This is a genomic window from Exiguobacterium sp. MH3 (assembly GCF_000496635.1).
GTDB classification, from domain to species: domain Bacteria; phylum Bacillota; class Bacilli; order Exiguobacteriales; family Exiguobacteriaceae; genus Exiguobacterium_A; species Exiguobacterium_A indicum.
This window is the reverse complement of the sequence record NC_022794.1, coordinates 2970421-2989430: the sequence shown is the minus strand read 5'-3', so window position 1 is coordinate 2989430 and position 19010 is coordinate 2970421. Positions and strand designations below refer to the sequence as shown.

General features: G+C 45.8%; 22 protein-coding genes. 9 read left to right on the top strand and 13 right to left on the bottom strand.

The genetic code is table 11. The features are described 5' to 3' along the window. The first annotated feature begins 253 nt into the window (after positions 1 to 253). Positions 254 to 535, top strand: coding sequence for a helix-turn-helix domain-containing protein (locus tag U719_RS15520; RefSeq protein WP_023469727.1), 282 nt, complete (start codon positions 254 to 256; stop codon positions 533 to 535). Positions 536 to 590: 55 nt separating this feature from the next. Here U719_RS15520 and queF read toward each other — a convergent pair whose 3' ends face one another. From queF to U719_RS15475, 9 genes are all read right to left on the bottom strand, one after another. After that, complete coding sequence (gene queF / locus U719_RS15515) at positions 591 to 1079, bottom strand: preQ(1) synthase (protein WP_023469726.1); 489 nt, start codon at positions 1077 to 1079, stop codon at positions 591 to 593. Positions 1080 to 1092: 13 nt separating this feature from the next. Next, positions 1093 to 1809: a 7-carboxy-7-deazaguanine synthase QueE gene (gene queE / locus U719_RS15510; protein WP_023469725.1), complete on the bottom strand. Its 717-nt coding sequence runs from the start codon at positions 1807 to 1809 to the stop codon at positions 1093 to 1095. Continuing rightward, positions 1806 to 2261 carry a 6-carboxytetrahydropterin synthase QueD gene (queD, locus tag U719_RS15505; protein ID WP_023469724.1) on the bottom strand — a complete coding sequence of 152 codons (456 nt, stop codon included), beginning with the start codon at positions 2259 to 2261 and terminating at the stop codon, positions 1806 to 1808. Before queD ends, queE begins: the two co-directional genes overlap by 4 nt. Further along, positions 2258 to 2914, bottom strand: a complete 657-nt coding sequence (gene queC / locus U719_RS15500; protein WP_023469723.1) for a 7-cyano-7-deazaguanine synthase QueC — start codon at positions 2912 to 2914, stop codon at positions 2258 to 2260. The genes queD and queC overlap by 4 nt, the downstream gene beginning before the upstream one ends. Positions 2915 to 3085: 171 nt before the next feature. Then, the gene (gene bshB2, locus U719_RS15495; protein ID WP_023469722.1) at positions 3086 to 3736 is read right to left on the bottom strand and encodes a bacillithiol biosynthesis deacetylase BshB2; all 651 of its coding nucleotides are present in this window, start codon (positions 3734 to 3736) and stop codon (positions 3086 to 3088) included. Then, entirely contained in the window at positions 3733 to 4101 is a 369-nt protein-coding gene (locus U719_RS15490) for a YojF family protein (RefSeq protein WP_023469721.1), read from the bottom strand. Before U719_RS15490 ends, bshB2 begins: the two co-directional genes overlap by 4 nt. A 61-nt stretch (positions 4102 to 4162) precedes the next feature. Continuing rightward, positions 4163 to 4978, bottom strand: a complete 816-nt coding sequence (pdxK, locus tag U719_RS15485) for a pyridoxine/pyridoxal/pyridoxamine kinase (RefSeq protein WP_023469720.1) — start codon at positions 4976 to 4978, stop codon at positions 4163 to 4165. Between the two features lie 131 nt (positions 4979 to 5109). Further along, entirely contained in the window at positions 5110 to 6114 is a 1005-nt protein-coding gene (locus U719_RS15480; RefSeq protein ID WP_023469719.1) for an inorganic phosphate transporter, read from the bottom strand. Positions 6115 to 6130: 16 nt separating this feature from the next. Continuing rightward, the gene (locus U719_RS15475; protein WP_023469718.1) at positions 6131 to 6748 is read right to left on the bottom strand and encodes a DUF47 domain-containing protein; all 618 of its coding nucleotides are present in this window, start codon (positions 6746 to 6748) and stop codon (positions 6131 to 6133) included. Between the two features lie 341 nt (positions 6749 to 7089). Here U719_RS15475 and cbpA point away from each other — a divergent pair, with 341 nt between their 5' ends. The 5 genes from cbpA to U719_RS15450 all read left to right on the top strand — a co-directional run bounded on the left by cbpA (position 7090) and on the right by U719_RS15450 (position 13432). Then, a complete protein-coding gene (gene cbpA, locus U719_RS15470; protein ID WP_023469717.1) occupies positions 7090 to 7728 on the top strand; it encodes a cyclic di-AMP binding protein CbpA in 639 nt (212 codons plus the stop codon). A gap of 60 nt (positions 7729 to 7788) precedes the next feature. Continuing rightward, positions 7789 to 8559, top strand: a complete 771-nt coding sequence (locus U719_RS15465) for a pyrroline-5-carboxylate reductase (protein ID WP_023469716.1) — start codon at positions 7789 to 7791, stop codon at positions 8557 to 8559. 212 nt (positions 8560 to 8771) lie between these two features. Then, positions 8772 to 9329, top strand: coding sequence for a TetR/AcrR family transcriptional regulator (locus U719_RS15460; protein WP_023469715.1), 558 nt, complete (start codon positions 8772 to 8774; stop codon positions 9327 to 9329). 14 nt (positions 9330 to 9343) lie between these two features. After that, positions 9344 to 12559 (top strand): efflux RND transporter permease subunit, encoded by a 3216-nt coding sequence (locus tag U719_RS15455; protein ID WP_023469714.1) that lies wholly within the window; start codon positions 9344 to 9346, stop codon positions 12557 to 12559. Between the two features lie 219 nt (positions 12560 to 12778). Continuing rightward, positions 12779 to 13432 (top strand): C40 family peptidase, encoded by a 654-nt coding sequence (locus U719_RS15450; RefSeq protein WP_023469713.1) that lies wholly within the window; start codon positions 12779 to 12781, stop codon positions 13430 to 13432. A 54-nt stretch (positions 13433 to 13486) separates the two neighbouring features. Here U719_RS15450 and U719_RS15445 read toward each other — a convergent pair whose 3' ends face one another. Together U719_RS15445 and U719_RS15440 are read right to left on the bottom strand one after the other, a co-directional pair. Continuing rightward, positions 13487 to 14440 carry a LacI family DNA-binding transcriptional regulator gene (locus U719_RS15445; protein ID WP_023469712.1) on the bottom strand — a complete coding sequence of 318 codons (954 nt, stop codon included), beginning with the start codon at positions 14438 to 14440 and terminating at the stop codon, positions 13487 to 13489. Positions 14441 to 14457: 17 nt separating this feature from the next. Continuing rightward, a complete protein-coding gene (locus U719_RS15440; RefSeq protein ID WP_023469711.1) occupies positions 14458 to 14718 on the bottom strand; it encodes a hypothetical protein in 261 nt (86 codons plus the stop codon). Between the two features lie 171 nt (positions 14719 to 14889). Here U719_RS15440 and U719_RS15435 point away from each other — a divergent pair, with 171 nt between their 5' ends. Then, complete coding sequence (locus U719_RS15435; protein ID WP_023469710.1) at positions 14890 to 15348, top strand: MarR family winged helix-turn-helix transcriptional regulator; 459 nt, start codon at positions 14890 to 14892, stop codon at positions 15346 to 15348. A 145-nt stretch (positions 15349 to 15493) separates the two neighbouring features. Then, on the top strand, positions 15494 to 16126 hold the full coding sequence (locus U719_RS15430; protein ID WP_023469709.1) for an NAD(P)H-dependent oxidoreductase: 633 nt from the start codon (positions 15494 to 15496) through the stop codon (positions 16124 to 16126). A 403-nt stretch (positions 16127 to 16529) separates the two neighbouring features. Here U719_RS15430 and U719_RS15425 read toward each other — a convergent pair whose 3' ends face one another. Continuing rightward, complete coding sequence (locus U719_RS15425; RefSeq protein WP_023469708.1) at positions 16530 to 17255, bottom strand: WecB/TagA/CpsF family glycosyltransferase; 726 nt, start codon at positions 17253 to 17255, stop codon at positions 16530 to 16532. 80 nt (positions 17256 to 17335) lie between these two features. On the opposite strand from U719_RS15425, the gene ung reads away from it, so the two are divergent. Then, entirely contained in the window at positions 17336 to 17995 is a 660-nt protein-coding gene (gene ung / locus U719_RS15420; protein WP_023469707.1) for a uracil-DNA glycosylase, read from the top strand. 50 nt (positions 17996 to 18045) lie between these two features. On the opposite strand, the gene U719_RS15415 is transcribed toward ung, so the two are convergent. Beyond that, positions 18046 to 18876 (bottom strand): Cof-type HAD-IIB family hydrolase, encoded by an 831-nt coding sequence (locus tag U719_RS15415; protein WP_023469706.1) that lies wholly within the window; start codon positions 18874 to 18876, stop codon positions 18046 to 18048. Positions 18877 to 19010: the final 134 nt, after the last annotated feature.

Genomic DNA, 19010 nt, shown 5'->3' with positions numbered 1-19010 from the left:
TCCTTTTGTATCTCTTTTTCTCTAATATGTGTGTAAGAACAGTGCAATAATGTAAGCGATTAATGCAACCGTTTGCATATAGAATTGTAAGCGATAACTTTTTAAAAAGCTAGTGTTTTACAAGAAAAATATTTGAAATTTTATTTTGATTAGAAATTGATAGTTCGGAAAGGTATTCAGATTTTAAAAAAGTGGGAATAAGACTACAGTGAACGTTGTTTAGTTTTAAAAGAAGAAAGGATGTTTGAAGCGGATGAAAGAAGGGATTCAACCGATCGGACAGTACGGACAGCGGATTCGTACATTACGAGAACGTCATCAGTTAGATCAAAATACATTAGCAGAGTTAACTGAGACGACACCTGAGATGATCCAGCGTATTGAAAGTAGCATTGCCCATCCCTCATTTTCAATGATTGAGCGACTGGCCCGTGTCTTACATGTCCCTTCGGATCACTTAATTCGGCATATCTGGCCACCTGAGGTCATCCGTCAGCATGATAGCCCGTCCTTGATCGACCTTCCATCTAGTTGATGAGCATCAAAAAAGAGGAACAAGGGGATTTCCCCTTGTTCCTCTTTTAGTCGTCTTAACGATTATCGATCGTTTCAGGATAGAGATCGTGATTGAATAGACGGTGCTCTGCCATTTGTTCGTATTTTGTACCAGGCTTCCCGTAATTGTAGTATGGATCAATCGAGATTCCACCGCGTGGCGTGAATTTCCCCCATACTTCAAGGTAGCGAGGTTCCATCAATTTCACGAGATCTTTTCCGATGACGTTGATGCAGTTCTCATGAAAATCACCATGGTTACGGAAGCTGAATAAGTACAACTTCAGTGATTTTGATTCGACGAGTTTTTCGTCTGGGATGTACGAGATGTAAATCGTCGCGAAGTCCGGTTGATTCGTGATCGGACAAAGACTCGTGAACTCTGGTGCGTTGAATTTCACGAAGTAATCATTTTCTGGGTGACGATTCGGGAATGCTTCGAGAACTTCAGGTTGGTATTCAAAAATATATGGTACGGCTTTTTGGCCGAGTAACGATAAGTCGTTTAAATCTTCAGGTCGCATGAATCATTTCTCCTTAGACGCCACGATCGTTCGCGAAAACGAGGGCATGTAGTTGTGGTAGGACGCGCGCATGATTGAAGCGTTCATCACGGGCGACGCGTTCCCAAAGTGTTTTTAAATCGTGTAGCATGCGTGGAGCGATCGTTCCTTCTTCGTGCGGATCAGGATTACCGAGCGATAGATAAAGCGTCTTTAGCGCATATCGTTCTGAAATCATCGCCGCGAAGTCGAGGTCTTCCTCATTAAAGATGACGATTTTAACGGCACGCTGTTGTTCCGGTAGACGTTTAAAAAAGACATCCAAGCGATCGAAATCAATCTTCATCCCACTTGAAGGTGGTTTAGGGCTAAGTGTGACGTCATCGATATCAAGCAACCAATTTTGCCAGTAGGAGCCTTGTGTCTCGACGGACATCGTGATGTTTCGTTCTTTTAGTGCCGCAACCAGTGTGCCGATTGATGCATGAAGTAACGGGTTCCCACCAGAAATCGTGACATGTCCGTAAGAGCCGAGTGCATCAAGACGTTCTATGATCGTCTCTGCCGTCAAGAGTTCAGGTTTTTCAGAACCATCCCATGTGAAGGCGGAGTCACACCACGAACAGGAGTAGTCGCAACCGCCGGTCCGGACGAACATCGTCTTTTGACCAATCGATCGTCCTTCTCCTTGAAATGTTGGTCCGAAAATCTCGAGAACCGGAATTTTTGGTGTTTTCGTTAAGGCACTCATGCTTCGTTCATCCACTCACGACGGACTTCAGCAAAAGCAGTCGGTGTCTCATAGAGCTTGACGAATTCGACACGAAGTCCACGCTCATCCGGAAGGTGTTGTCCGAGCGTCTCGAAAATCCAAGCCGCCATGTTTTCAGCTGTCGTATTCATGTATGGTAACGATTCATTCAGGTAGCGGTGATCCAACAGTGGTTCGAGATGTGTTTTGAAGATTTTTTTGAGATCACCAAAATCGAGTGTCATACCGCGGTGATCCAAAAAACCACTGATCCCCATATCGACATGGTACGTATGACCGTGAAGGGCACGGCATTTTCCATCATAATCATATAGGTGGTGTGCTGCGTCGAACGTCAGTTTTTTAACGATCATGACGCGGGATTTCGTATAGATAAGCGAGTCGCCAGTCGGGCGCTCGACCGTTTCAGGTGCTTCGTAATTGAATGTCATGTGTGTTGAACCTCCTTGATGTATGCATCTAATCCATTTTTCCGTAATTCACAGGCTGGGCATTCGCCACAACCATCTCCAATGACGCCGTTGTAACACGTCAACGTGCGATTTCGAACGAAATCAAACGCACCGAGCGAATCGGCAAGCGCCCACGTCTCTTTTTTGTCGAGCCACATGAGTGGCGTGTGAAGTACGAATGGATAGTCCATCGCAAGGTTCAATGTCACGTTGAGTGACTTGATGAAGGCATCACGGCAGTCAGGGTAACCGGAAAAGTCCGTTTCACATACGCCAGTGACGATATGACGGATTCCGCGTCCTTTCGCAAGGACGGCTGCGAACGAAAGAAACAGGTGATTTCGTCCATCTACAAAAGTAGAAGGAAGACCATCTTCATTCGTCGTGATGGTTTGGCTGTGGTCAGTCAAAGCGTTACTAGTCAGTTGACTGAGAAGAGAGAGATCAAGCTCATGGTGTTTGACACCAAGCTCAGAGGCGATGTCGCGTGCGACTTCGAGTTCTTGTGCATGACGTTGTCCGTAATTAAACGTCACGACTTCGACTTCTTCGTATTGTTTCAGTGCCTGAAACAAACAAGTCGTTGAGTCTTGGCCGCCACTAAAGACGACAAGAGCACGTTCGTTTTTCATAATGTACACTTCCATTCCTAGTTTTTGTAACGGAGGAGGTTACGAACTCCGGAGACGTAGTCTCAACTATTCACACTAGCAGAAGCCATTGAAAAAGTCGACGTTTTCTGATGAAGACAAAAAAAGAGATGCGTATCGTCGATCGGACGGTACGCATCTCTTGCAAGAAGATTAAAGTGGATAGTGATAGTAGCGTTCTTTGACGAGTAGATCTCGAATGTTCGAATCTTCCGAGATGACTTTCATCAGACCACCTGTTTGAGAAGCATGCGCTTCGAGTGCTTTGATCTTTTGATCCGTATAGGCACTGACATCATGAATGAACGTTCCTTCCCCGAGCTCTTCTTTCGTATTGTTCGCGAAAGCGACCGCAAGAAACTCTGGGCGATCAGCAGGATCCATCATCCGAAGGGCACGAACGACGGCGCGAGCTGTCGCTTCATGATCGGGATGGACCGCGTAACCCGGATAGAACGAAATCAAACGAGTTGGTCGTGTCTGTTGAATCAAGGCAAGAATACGGTCAGCAAGTGCTGCTTCATCCTCGAATTCAACGGTCTTATCACGAAGTCCCCACATTTGGAGATCCGAAATCTTCATTTTTGCAGCAGCATCAATCAACTCGCGTTTACGAATCGTTGCGAGCTGTTCACGGTTCGTAAAGACAGGACGTCCCATGTTACGTCCCATCTCACCAAGTGTCAGACAAGCGTACGTGACAGGACCACGGTTTTCAGCGTGTTCGATGATCGTACCGGCAGAACTGAAAGCTTCGTCATCCGGGTGAGGGAAGACGACGAGTAAATGATCTTCGTGTGTCATGCGTCTACCTCCTCTGCACCTTGAGCGAATGGTGTCGGGCTAAGTTCAAAAGCAATCGCAAGACGTCCTTCGATATCGTGACCGGCAATCAACAATTGTTCCCCAGCAAATTCGAAGTCAGTCAATCCTTCACCGTATAACCAGCCGTGGGCAAGTTTCAAACCGATCCGGTAAGGTCCGTTTCCTGTGATCAGACCACGTTCGTAAGTGATTTCCGCATTACGGAAAAACATCCCTGCGCTATGGAAAGTTGGATCTTGGTGCGTCGCGTAAGCACCGTTCGTCGTCTCGACGTGTACATATAACGGTGTATTCGCATGTTCGTCGATATAACGCTGTATTTCTTGTACATCAATGGCTTGCATAAACTTTTCTCCTCTCCTATACAGAAAGAAGTCCGCGGATATCGCGGACTTCTTAAGCGGATCAAGACTGGACTGTACGATGTGCAGCGTGATCAGTTGGTCCGACGTATTCATTCAAACGGAATGAATGACGAATCGCGGAAGTGATGAAAGATTTTGCTGTACGGACAGCAGCTTCTACTGATGCACCTTTTGCGAGTTCGGCCGTGATTGCTGCAGAGTACGTGCAGCCAGCACCGTGCGTGTACGGTGTCTCGATTCGTTCGTCCTCAATCAGGATAAACTCTTTTCCGTCATAAAGCACGTCAACTGCTTGTGGATGGTCAATCTTGCTGCCACCTTTGACAAGAACGTATTGCGCACCTTTTTCATGAATCCGCGCTGCTGCAAGTTTCATCTCGTCGATCGTTGCTGGTGTTTTACCAAGACCCGACAGTTGTCCGGCTTCGAAGACGTTCGGTGTGACGACCGTCGCAAGTGGTGTCAAGACATCACGAAGTGCGTTTGCTGTATCAGGGTTCAGCACTTCGTCTTCGCCTTTACAGACCATGACAGGATCGATGACGACGTTTTGAACGCCGGATGATTTGATTTTCTCAGCAACGGCTTCAATGATTTCGACAGTCGGGAGCATACCCGTCTTCATCGCATCAACACCAATACCTCCAAGGACCGTGTGGATTTGTGTCCGGACGAGTTCTGTGTCGATTGGGTAAACCGCATGGTGCCAAGAGTGATCAGGGTCTTGGGCGACGATGACCGTCAAAGCATTCATTCCATAGACACCAAGTTCTTGGAATGTTTTCAAATCAGCTTGAATACCAGCTCCACCGCTCGTGTCGGAACCAGCAATCGTTAAGGCTTTACGTTTTGTCATGGGGCATTCCTCCTAAAGAAATAGACAATCCTTCTTGTTCTTCATCATAGCGAATTATGGGAAAAACAACAACTATCGACGCTTCTGACGTACACAAAACCCCACCTGTTTTGAGTAGGCGGGGCAAGTACTTATTTAATGAATAAGAAGTCGAGAATATAGTAAATCAAGGCAGCGAAAGCCATCGAAATTGGCAATGTGATGACCCATGTAATGAGCATGCGCTGTGCTGTTCCCCACTTTACACCTTTCTTACGGTGTGATGTACCTACACCCAAGATGGCAGAAGAGATGACGTGTGTCGTCGAAACCGGAAGATGAATCGCTGTCGCTCCAAAGATGATCGCTGCTGATGTTAAGTCAGCTGCAACCCCGTTGACCGGACGGATTTTCATGATTTGACCACCGACGGTCTTGATGATCCGCCATCCACCTACAGATGTTCCGAGACCCATTGCGATCGCACATGAGAGTTTAACCCAAGTCGCAACTTCGTGATCTGTTTGATAACCAGATGAGATCAAAGCAAGCGTGATGATCCCCATCGCTTTTTGTGCGTCGTTCGTACCGTGTGTATACGACTGCAAAGCAGCGGTTGCAATTTGAACATGACGGAAGCGACGATTCGTCTTCGCCAAGTTTCCTTTTTTGAAGATGACTTTAAAGATTGCATAAACGATGAAACCGAGTGTGAATGCGAGCACTGGTGAAATGAGCAAGGCTTGAACGATTTTCAAGAAGCCTTTTGCTTCGATTCCTCCGAATCCGACAGAGGCAACAGCAGCACCAGCAATCGAACCGATCAGTGTATGCGAAGAACTTGACGGAATACCGAAGTACCAAGTCAAAAGGTTCCAGGCAATGGCTGAAATCAAGGCAGCGATAACGACGTAGCTACCATGTTCAAGTGTTGACGGGTCAACGATGTCACCAGAGATCGTTTTTGCGACTCCAGTGAACGTGATTGCACCTAGGAAGTTCATCGATGCAGCCAAGATGATGGCATGACGTGGTTTCAACGCACGAGTCGACACCGAAGTCGCGATCGAGTTCGCTGTATCGTGGAAACCGTTGATGAAGTCGAAGCTAAGTGCGAGAATCACGATTATGGCGGTGATGATAAACAGGCTATCCATCTCGTTAGCTCCTCACTTAAGCGTTTTTCATGATGATCGTTTCAATGACGTTAGCTGCATCTTGGCAGTAGTCCGCGATTGATTCGAGCGATTCATAGATTTCTTTATATTGGATGATTTTAATTGGATCTGTTTCTGTTGCGAACAATGCTTTGATCGATTTACGGCGTAGGTTATCACAAATCGTTTCTTGTTCTTTGATTTTGATGACGTGTTCACGCATCGGTTGCAATTTACGTGCAACAAGAAGATCCATTGACATCGCGAGTTCTGTGACAGCGATGTTGATTTCATCGACGAACTTGATCATGTGCTCGTCTGCTTGAACGATATTGTAGATTTCGAAGATCGCTGAACATTCTTCAAAACCGTCTAAGACGTCATCAAGTGCGTTAGCAAGTGCGAGTAAGTCTTCACGGTCGATCGGCGTGATGAACGCATTGTTCAAGTCGATGATCAACTGGTGCATCAAATCGTCCCCAGCTGTTTCGAAGTCTTTTACTTTATGTGCAAATTCTTTTACATCCGCGATGCCGTTGATTTTAAAGTCAACGAAGAATTGCGAAGTCGTTTTTAAGTGTCCTGCGATTTCGGATAATTTCACTGCGAATGGATCTTGTTTTTTACTAAACATTTCTTCTGCCTCCATATTAAGAACAAGAATAGAATAGTGAAGTAACTTCACGAGTTCGATTGTAGCAGACGGTATTGTAAAAGAATACATTTATGAAGCGTCTTTACGAAATCTTAATAAATCTTAATACGGAAGTGATTGTAGATTTAATAAATTGTCTGACAATGGTAAAAGTGAAGTGTACTTGATTGAAATGAGTTGGATTACGTTGTGATTGCAAGAGATTGTCTTGTGATTGTAAGAATAAAAGCGCATCAGAAGTGGGAAAAGAGGATATGGCGCATGAAAATCGAATGATATGATTAAGTCTGCGTAATTAGGTAAAAGAGGAGGATTTTATTATGCTCGTACAAAGTTTATGTATTCCGAAGCATCAATGTGTCACGATTTCCGAGACAGCGACGATTCGTGAAGCACTCGACACACTTGAAAAAACCGGATACCGCTGTGTCCCGGTCCTTGACCAATCAGGACAGGACTTTAAAGGGAACATCTATAAGATGCACATCTATCGGCATGGGATGAATGGTGGCAGCTTAGACGACAACGTCATGTCGCTGATTAAGAATACATCCAAATACATCTATACAGGAAGTAATTTCTTTGAAGTCTTCTTCTCAATCAAGGAATTACCGTATATCGCGGTCTTAAATGATGACGGTCATTTCTTCGGTATCCTGCCACACGGAAAAATGCTTGGAATGCTTGAAGAAGCATGGAACCGTGATTCTGGAAGTTACGTCCTGACAGTAGCCCTAAGTGAACAAAAAGGGGCACTTGAGAAGATCTCGAAGATCGTCAACAAATATTCAACGGTCGCGAGTCTGATGACACTCGATGCGAAGAGTAGCGTCATGCGTCGTGTATTGATTACATTACCGACGGATTGTGACGAGAAGACAAAGAAAAAAATCGTTAAGAAACTTGACGATAAGGGACTTCGAGTCGTTGCTGTCGAAGATTTAGCCGTTCGTGTATAATGGACCCGCACAAGACCAGTTCATGACTGGTCTTTTTTTGAGGGAAAGGAAGGATAGATGATGAAACTATTAATAGTAGGAGCCGGTGCGATGAGTGAGGCACTCGTTCAAGGATGGGTCGCTTCTGGATTTGCACGAGAAGATATCACGATGACGAATCGGAGTGGCGGGATACGCTTGACAGAAGTCGCAGCGCGACACGGCGTTCAAACGGTCGAGCAGGAGGACGTCTCCTTATACGATCTCGTCATGCTGGGCATGCAACCCGATGGTGTACTCGACTATGTAGCGAATCAACAATGGACGAATCAGACGATCGTTTCGATTGCTGCACATATTACACCATATGAAATCGAACAGTTGGCAAAACGTCCGACAGTTGCTGCCATGCCAAATACCCCAGTCGCACACCGTTTAGGAATGACTGGACTATGGTTCGGCTCACGCGTGAATGAAGAGATCCGAAGTGTAGTCGAGGCATTATTTGGACGTGTCGGAGAAATTGCGGAAGCAAATGAATCGACGATGCCTGCATTCATGGCGGCAGCTGGATGTAGTCCTGCTTTCTTCTATGAAGTCGTAGCTGGTATGGTGCCGGTTTTGACGGATGCTGGTTTTGAAGAAGGAAATGCACGTCGAATCGTTGCTCAAGCGATGAAAGGTTCAGCTGAAATTCTCATGCGCTCCGACGCAAGTACGGATCGTCTGATTGCCGATGTTGCGGCACCTGGTGGACCGACGGATCGTGGCGTCCAAGTGCTACGAGAGCGTCACTTATTCGATACGATGCAAGCGGCACTACGAGAGAGTTCACGCGAAGCAGACGAATAATGGATTCAAAAGAGGCTGACTCAAAAAGAATGACGCGTCTTTTCACGTCCTTATCTTTGTAGAGACTGACATTTGAGTCAGTCTTTTTTTTTCGTTCACGAAAGTTTCACGTGAAACATACACAAAGCGATTGCATCTTCAAATAAGAATTCGTACACTGTAAAAAGAAACCGTCCAGACGGTACAGTAAATATGAGGGAAGGGGGAGACTATTGGCCAGTGCAAAAGCGCAAGAGACTCGTCGTCGGATTCTTGAAGCCACGACGACGATCATTTTGCAACAAGGATTCACCCAATTGACGCTTGAAGAAGTAGCGAAACAAGCAAATGTCTCAAAAGGTGGACTATTGTATCATTTCGCTTCGAAGGAAGCTTTATTAATGGGGGTCATCGAGGCGCAAGAAGCACGACAATTTGAACTATATGAACAGCATCAGTTGACGATGGGACCGATGGAAGCGTTCGTGACGTTGCAAATCCAGCAACAAGAGGAGTTCCATCTCGACATGGATGCGCTTCTTTACTTGTTGTCCTTATTAAAGGATCATGCGACGTTCGTCGAGGAACGAAAGCGACAAGCGGAGCAGTTCTTTCGCCAACTGACAGAACAGATGGATCCGGTTGAAGTATTGTCGATTCGCTTTACATTAGACGGTTTGAAATTGTCGGAGCATTTTCAGTTCGGTGCACCGTCTCCAAATGTGCGACAACGATTAATTCAGCAATTAATAGAACGTGCACGACGACTAGATAAACAAATTGAAGAGTGAGGGAGAACCATACGATGAAAAAGATCATCCAATTTTCGGTGAACAATAAGTTTGCCCTCTGGCTCATGACGATCATCATCACGGTTGCTGGTATTTATGCGGGAACATCGATGAAGCTCGAGACATTGCCAGACATCACGACACCGACCGTGTCGGTGACGACGATTTATCCAGGTGCTACACCAGAACAAGTTCTAGATGAAGTCAGTCGAGAACTTGAAAGTAAGGTCGAAAATTTATCAGGAGTCGATACTGTACGCTCGACGTCCTTCCAAAATGCATCGAACCTACAAATCGACTATAACTTCAGTACGGATATGGAAGAAGCCGAGCAAAAAGTAAAAGAAGCTCTTTCAAACGTCGAATTACCGGAAGGTGTTCAGGAACCACAAGTATCACGGATTTCCTTTGATGCATTCCCGGTCATCGGTTTTGCCGTTTCGGATAAGGAGCGTTCCCTGTCTGAGTTGACGAAACTCGTTGAAAACGAACTTCAACCGAAGCTTGAAGGAATCGAAGGGGCGCAGACGGTTCAAGTCGCGGGTCAAGAGATTCGCCGGATCGAAATTCGCTTCGATGAGAAAAAACTCGAACGTTACGGTTTAACCGAAGAGAATGCGAAACAATTGATTCAAGCTAATGATTCCCGTTTAGCGCTTGGCTTATACGAGTTGGGGGATAAGGAACAAGCAGTCGTATTAGATGGAAAAGCAACGACGGTCAAGGAATTAAAAGATCTTCGTCTTCCCTATACACCACCAGCATCGAATACTCCTGAAGCAGGACAAGCAGGACAAGCAGGACAAGCAGGACAAGCAGGACAAGCAGGACAAGCAGGACAAGCAGGACAAGCTCCATCGTCAGCCCCTGCAGCATCCCAAACGACACCATCGACAGGTGCGGCGTCAGATCAGGCAACACAGACGGCACCAACGCAAGTACCAACTGTCACGTTGTCACAAGTCGCGACGATTGAAGATAAAGGGATCGAGGAATCGATCTCGCGTTCGAATGGTGAACGATCGATTGGGGTTCAAGTAACGAAGTCGCAAGATGCGAATACAGTCGATGTCGTCAATGCAGTCAAGCAGACGATCAAAGACTTTGAAAAAGAAAACGGTTCGGTCAAGGCATCTGTGACACTTGATCAAGGAAAACCAATTGAGGAATCTGTTTCGACGATGATCAGTAAAGCATTGATTGGTGCGTTATTTGCGATCGTCATCATCTTGCTGTTCTTACGAAACATTAAATCAACGATCATCGCTGTTATTTCGATTCCGTTATCCCTTCTGATGGCAATTCTTGTCTTGAAGCAGATGGATATTTCCTTGAACATCATGACACTCGGAGCGATGACGGTCGCGATTGGTCGAGTCGTTGATGATTCCATCGTCGTCATCGAAAATATTTATCGCCGTTTGACGGATCCGACGGAAAAGTTAAAAGGAAAAGAACTGATCATCAGTGCAACACGAGAGGTATTCATTCCAATCGCTTCGTCGACAGTCGTTACGATCGCGGTCTTCTTACCACTCGGGTTCGTTACGGGATTCGTTGGTGAGCTCTTCTTACCATTCGCTTTGACAGTCGTCTTTGCACTGTTCGCGTCCTTGATCGTTGCGGTTACGGTCGTTCCGATGTTCGCTGATTCGCTCTTTAAGCGTGGTAAAGCACCAAAACCGGAAAAAGAAGAGGGCGGAAAGTTGGCGAATGGATATCGTCGTATGCTGAATTGGTCTCTCAACCATAAACTCATCGTCTTTGGTCTTTCAGTCTTGCTATTGATCGGTAGTTTTGCTCTCGTACCAACGATTGGTGTCAACTTCTTGAATCAAGAAGGAGAAAAGACACTCTACGTCACGTACAATCCAAAACCTGGTCAAACGCTGGATGATTCGTTAAAAGCAGCTGATCAAGCAGAAGATTATTTCAACAAACAAAAAAATATCGATAATCTTCAATTTACCGTCGGTGGAGAAAATCCATTGAATCCAGGGAATACGAAACAAGGGGTCTTCATCGTCCAATACGATCCAGACACGGAAGATTTTGCAGATGTTAAACAGACAGCCATCAAACAGCTGAATGCTGACATTCCGACAGGAGAATGGAAAGAGCAAGACTTTAGTGGTGGCGCAGCTTCGTCAGGCGTCTCGTACTCTATCTTTGCGAATAATATTGAAGATTTAGAAGCAGTAACACCGAAATTCGTCGATGCTATCGAAGGTGAATCGAAGTATGTTCGAAAAGTAACGACAGATTTAAAAGAAGCGTATACGCAATATACGTTCGAAGTCGATCAGCAAAAAGCGGCTGAATTCGGCGTTTCAACAGCACAACTTGCGCAGGGCATTGCTAATGTCCAAGGAGAAGAAAAACCACTTTCTACTATTAAGGTAGATGGGAAGGAACTCGATGTCATCGTTCCAAACGAACAAACGACATACGATTCCGTTCAAGATTTGGAAGAGACGGATGTCGTGACACCGCTTGGCGTGCGCAAACTGTCCGATTTTGTTGAAGTGAAGAAAGGAACGACTCCTGATTCGCTCAACGAACGTGATGGAAAACTCGTCGCTACCGTTACAGCAGAACTAAAAACGGATAAAGCAACCGAGGCTTCTCAAGCGATTGAAAAGTCCGCCAAAAACATTGATCGTCCGACAGGCGTCTCGTATGAGCAAGGCGGAGTCACGGAGCAGATCCAAGAGTCGTTCACACAACTTGGTCTAGCAATGGCAGCAGCTGTAGCGATCGTCTATCTTGTCCTCGTCATTACGTTTGGAGGAGCATTGACACCACTCGTCATCTTGTTCTCACTTCCATTCGCCATCATCGGTGGACTGGTTGCCCTGTTGATTACAGGAGAGACGATTTCTGTGTCATCCTTGATTGGTGCGTTGATGTTGATCGGAATCGTCGTGACGAATGCGATCGTCTTAATCGACCGTGTCATTCATAAAGAAGCGGAAGGTTTATCGACGCGTGAAGCACTACTCGATGCAGCAGGTACACGTTTACGTCCGATCTTGATGACGGCACTTGCGACGATTGGTGCACTTGCACCACTTGCGCTTGGACTCGAAGGTGGCGCATTGATTTCAAAAGGGTTAGGTGTGACGGTCATCGGTGGACTGACGAGTTCGACGTTGTTGACACTCCTCATCGTGCCAATTGTCTATGAATTCTTAGCACGTTTCCGTAAAAAGAAGTCAATTAATTCTTGAAAAAACGATTAAATGACTCAAACTGACAGGTATGTAGAAATGGCTATCCTAAGCCGTTCTACAGCCTGTTTTTTTATTTTGTTACAAAAGTATTACGAAAAAGAATTAGCGTTAAAGAACTGTAACATGATGAAAATCTGGAACATGATAGGATAAATACAGAAATTATCAGACAATTCAGACGTAAAAAACATTCATACATAAGAGGAGAATGAATCGATGAAAGCTGTCACTCGTGTTTTGTTAACCTTAACGTTACTCATCAGTAGTTGGACACTCGTCCCAGCATCAACGCAAGCTGCAACAAGTAAAAAAGTAGTGGTGTCAGTGGATGTGCTAAATATTCGTGCAAAAGCTGCTGTATCGAGTAAACGAGTCGGGCAATTGAAACTTGGACAAGCTGTAACCGTCGTAGGTCAGGTCAAAGAATGGTATCAAATCCGTCATCAAGGAAAATCAGCATATATCGCTTCTACATACACGAAAGCATATAACACTAAAGCGACGAAAGGTCTTAGTAAAACAGGATCAACGATCGTTTCGGTAGCAGAAGGTCTCAAAGGACGTCCTTATGTTTTTGGTGCGACAGGTCCTGTTAGCTTTGATTGCTCTGGATTTACACGCTACGTTTATCAAGCACTAGGAAAATCACTCCCACGTACGGCAGCGGCTCAATACTCAGCAACAAAACGTACGGCACCAGGCGCTGGTGATCTCGTCTTCTTTACACATGGAAGTGGGATTCAACACGTTGGAATCGCTGTCGATGATGGTACGATGATCAATGCGAACTCGTATTATGGAAGAGTCGTCAAAGAATCGTTCCGTGGTGGCTACTGGGGATCACGGTATGTAGCGGCAGGAACTCTTTAAACAAAACGAAGCGACGAATTCAAATCGATGAACTCGTCGCTTTTTTATATGGATTCAAGTATGAGGAAGAACAGTCGTTCCAGCAATGAACGTCGAGGGTACTTCGATTTGTGGACGAGCAACGAGATCTTCGCGGACGGTTAATTGAAAAGCATGTCGCCCGATCGTGGCATAAGGGATCGCGATCGTCGTCATCGCTAAGACTTCAGCGAGTTCACTTCCATCAAAACCAATGACAGACAGGTCTCCAGGAACCTGATAGCCTTGTTTTCGGAGTTCTAAGATGAGACCAGCTGCCACGTGATCACTTGCGGTCAAGATAGCGGTCGGTCGTTGTTTTTGTTGCATCCAGCGTCTTGCGACGGTCGCACCGTCTTCAATCGTCAAGGTCTGTTCATAGACGAATTCGTCACGTACGACCTCTTGATACGCATGTTTACGCGCCAAGCTATTCGTACTGTCCGGTCGTCCGAGACAGATGCCGATGCTCGTATGTCCCTGTTGTCGTAGATGTGCAAGTCCTTGTTGAAAGGCCGTATAGTGATCGATATAGACGGCAGCGACATCTTCATGATGTTCACAAAAGACGATCGGACCATATTGTTCATACGATAAAATCGCTGATAAGGGAAGACTGTGCGACACGACGATGAGTGCGTCGATTTCCTGTTGCGCCAGCGCATCCAGTGCCAGTTGCTCATGCGTTTCCACATAATTCGTTTGCCACGTCAAGAACCGATAGCTCGCGTCAAAGGCGGCTTGCGCGATGCCTTGAAGAATGGCAGCGTGATATGGATGATCAACGAACGGAAGCATGACTCCGACCGTTTTTGTCATACCCGTCGATAGATGGACAGCAGTCTGATTACGGATATATCCGAGTTTTTCGATAGCTTCTCGAACAGCTTGTCGCTTCTCGTTCGCAACGTAAGGATGATCATTTAGTACACGTGAGACTGTCGTAACGGACACGTTGGCTTCACGTGCCAAGTCTCGGATGTTCGTCATCGCGCATCCCTCCTGGATTACATCTTACGAGATAATCGTCGTTCAAGTCGGCGCCAATCCTGTCGAGAGACGGGAGCCGAGAATGGAGCTGTCTGCTCAGCCAATTCATTGATTTTTGAGAGTAGTCTTATTTTTTCTTGAGGAGACAAATCAGGGTATTGATCGACCAACGTGTGCTGACACAAATAATAGCCTGCTGGTGTATGCAATTGTTCGATGGCCCACTCAAAAGCAACATTTCGTTTAAACAGTTGTGTTAACCGTGTATGAATCGACATGATGATTACCTCCTTTTTAGTGTATATCAAGACGATAGGCTATGAAACGCGTTTCACGGCAAGAACTATTTTTGAGCAGTGGATCGATTGGAAAAATTCAGCAAGAATTGACCAGTTAGACAAAGAAGTCTATGATTGTGACGATACAACACAAAGAGGGGCGAACGTAAAATGGAATCGACAGACTCGAAGCTGGCATTAAAAATGCTCGTTGTTCTATCTCGGACGATGCATGCGGTGACGGAGCAAGTGAAGGCAGACATCAAAACACATCAGTTGAATTTATCGGAATTCGGAGTTCTTGAATTGCTGTACCACAAAGGGGACACGCCTCTACAACAAATTGGCGATAAGATTCTATTAACGAGCGGAAGTGTGACGTATGTCGTGGATAAACTTGAAAAGCGTGGGTTGATTGCGCGAAAATCATGTGCGACGGATCGTCGTGTCACGTTTGGGACATTAACGGAAGCTGGACGCGAACTAATGGAAGAGACATTCCCGAAACATGAAGCCTTTTTAGCAGACTTATTTAACGATTTGTCGGTTTCTGAAAAGGAACAGTTGATTGATCAGTTGAAACGAATCGGTTTACGAGCCGAACATTATACGCCGCTCGAAAATGTGTAAGAATTAGCACTCATAAGATCAAGAAAGCTCAGGTCACGGACTTGAGCTTTTTTTATTCGTTTGGAAGTCAAACTAATTGACAAACGAAAAGGTGGTTGGTATGTTTAGTTACAGAATTTACTTTAAATAAAAGGGAGAAATAATAATGACTAAATTACTTTATGTAACTGTTAACCCGAAAGCTACAGAACACTCTTTCAGCCTTCAAGTCGGTGAAGCATTCCTCGAAAGCTACAAAGCAGCGAATCCTTCAGCTGAAGTAGAAGTTCTTGATCTATATAACGAAACAGTCCAAGAAATCGATACAGATGTTCTAAGCGCATGGGGCAAATTCGCAACAGGCGAAGAGTTAACAGAAGTGGAGATTGCAAAAGTCGGTACGATGACAAAACATCTCGAGCAATACATGGAAGCAGATGAGTATGTCTTCGTCACACCAATGTGGAACTTCTCTTTCCCAGCGCGTCTCAAAATGTACATCGACAGCGTTCTTCTTGCAGGTAAAACATTCGCTTATACTGCAGAAGGTCCAAAAGGCTTGATGGAAGGCAAAAAAGCACTCCACATCCAAGCAACAGGTGGCGTCTACACAGGATCTGGTCTCAACTTCGGTGATGACTACCTCCGTCAAGCGCTTGCTTTCACTGGTGTAACAGACTACGATGCACTCTTCATCGAAGGTATGGCAATGAACCCAGAAAAAGCAGAAGAAATCAAAGAAGCAGCAATCGCTAAAGCGAAAGAACTCGGTCGTTCATTCTCAACTGTCAACGCATAAGATAAGCGTCAAAAAGGCTCCCGCCGTGTCGGGAGCCTTGAGACTGCAGACAAAGCGTAATTTTTCTCTTAACGAGAAAGATTGCGCTTTTTTGTTCATCTCGCATCGTTTTCCTGGGACAAGCATCGCGCCGCTTCACTTCGTTGCAGGGTCGCTCTTGCTTGTTTTCCCTAAGAAGCGATGTCGAGTGAACAAAACGATTCTCTGATTATCCTTTTTCCAGAGATAAAAAGAATGACACGTCATACGCCACTCCTACAGGAAAAGCGCGATTTTGCGCTGTCAGAGACAAACAAGATCCGTTTTTCTGCTTGAATGAAGCGGAAAAACTGGCTTGTGTCTCGCCTGAGGAAAGGGCGTGAAAGGACGCGTCATTTTTTAAGTCAGCCCTTTTTGTGTGCATTCAAGAGAGCGTTGATTTTTTGCGAAGTACAAGCGTTACGAAGAACAACAAGTCTTTAAGTTTCTCAAAACCACGAGGATGCGTCGAGATGCGATACAGCCACTCTAGCTTCAGTCGACGAAATAATTTAGGCGCACGTTTACTGTGTCCTGACCAAACGTCGAACGCACCACCGACACCGATGAAGATGCCATGATCGACGTGATCATAGACGGAAGCGATCCATTCTTCTTGTTTCGGTGCACCGAGTGCGACGAGAACAAGATCAGCGTCTGCTTCTGTAATAGCTTGCGTTGCTTCTTCTGTCTTTCCAAAACCATGAAACGTTCCTACAAAGTGGATATTCGGAAACCGAATCGATAACTGACGAATCAACGATTTCATGACTTCCGGACGTCCACCGAGTAAAAAGACACGCTTCTCGAGTGCGTCTGCCGTCCGCAATAGTTCACGTGCGGTCTCGATTCCTGGCAATGTCGCAGTGAGTGGTGCGCCCATCCGTTTACTGGCAGCCGTCACACCGATTCCGTCTGGTGTAATGAACGTCGCCCGTCGTAAGATGGCATCGTAAGAAGGTTCGCGCAATGCACGCAACACGAGCTCTGGGTTCGCCGTGACAAGAAAGGCTTTTCCACGTTCGTGTAAGATTGTTTTAATATGGGTATACCATTGCGAAGGTGTCGCATCGACGAATGGTAGTCCGAATACTTGTTTTGTCTGAATCATAGTTTTCCACCTCATCATCCATCATAGCAGAATCAAGACGGACGAACAGCGACTTGAGACTGAAAAAGGAGCGGATTCACGTGCATCCATCTTGGCAAACCGTGTTAAAAGAAGAAAAGGAAAAACCCTATTTTCAAGAACTGTGGGCTTTTTTGAAGGAAGCCTATCAAACGACGACCGTCTATCCTCCGAAAGAGCGGATCTTTCATGCGTTCGATGCGGTCGCTCCAGAAGATGTCCGGTGCGTCATCTTAGGGCAAGATCCCTACCATGGTTCACGTCAGGCGAATGGACTCAGCTTTTCCGTGCATGACGGAGTGCCGATCCCTCCATCCCTTCGAAACATGTATAAGGAACTCGTCTCGGATATCGGTTGTCCGACTCCGACATCCGGTAATCTCGAAGCATGGTCACGACAAGGAGTCTTCTTACTCAATACGTCGCTTACGGTTGAAGAAGGGAAAGCGGGATCCCATGCTAAAAAAGGTTGGGCACCGTTTACGGATCGGGTCATCGAAGTATTAGGAACGCAGACACAACCAATCGTATTCATCCTCTGGGGAAATCATGCGAAGAGTAAAAAAACGCTGATCGATACGGATCGTCATCTTGTTCTTGAAGCTGTCCATCCGAGTCCCTTGTCCGCAAGTCGTGGATTTTTCGGTAGTAAACCGTATTCGCAAACGAATGCTTGGCTGAAAGAGCAGGGAAGAGAGCCGATCGACTGGTGTTTGTCGTAAATTAAAAGCGTGTGTCCCGTTGAATGCGGAACACACGCTTTTTGAGTTACTTAGCGGCTTGAGATCGCCGGTTCCTCATCCATCATGAATTTTTCGACGACGAGAGCAACACCATCTTCATCGTTCGAAGCGGTCATATACTGTGCTTTTTCTTTGACGGTATCGGCTGCATTCGCCATCGCGACACCAAGACCTGCCCATTCAATCATCGATAGATCGTTGTTACCGTCTCCACAAGCAATGACTTCTTCTTGAGCGATTCCTAGTTTTTCAGACAGTAAGGCAAGGCTTGTTCCTTTTGTCACACCGTCTTCCGTGAATTCAAGGAAAAATGGCTTCGAGCGAGCTACTGCAAGTTCACCCGCAAGTTCCTGTTGAAGCGTCTGTTCGACGCGCGCGAGGTGCGTCTCTTCTGCCATCATCAAACACTTGACGACAGGTGTTTGAATCGCGGCTTTAAAATCAGCGACAGGGATGACTTCCATGCCTGTCAGTTGTCCTTCAAGCGTCGTATACTCGTTTGGTTGTTCTGTCAGGATTTCATCTCCGATATACGTGTGGATGTAGACACCTTCCCGTTTACTCAAATCGTCGAGGCGGTGGACCGTCTCCGGGGAAAGCGTGCTGAGGAAGAGCGATTCGTTCGTTTTACAATCAATGATTGAAGCGCCATTAAAGCTCAGGATGTAACTGCCATAGCGAGCGAGTTCCAGTTCTTTTGCGAGGTCGAGCATGGCAAAAGTCGGACGACCGCTAGCGAGCACGACCTTCTTCCCGCGTCGCTGCGCAGCGAGTAAAGCTTCTTTCGTACGTGGTGAAATCGTATGGTCACTTGTCAACAAGGTATCATCTAAATCGAGAACAATCATTTTATACGTCATACATTCAAACCCCTTTCAATTATCTGTATATCGTAACAACTTGTGTCCCATTCGACAATATACTCTCCTCGAAGAGAGTATGATAAAGTGGAAACAGAGCCCGTACGGAAAGGATTCCAACTTTATGAAATATC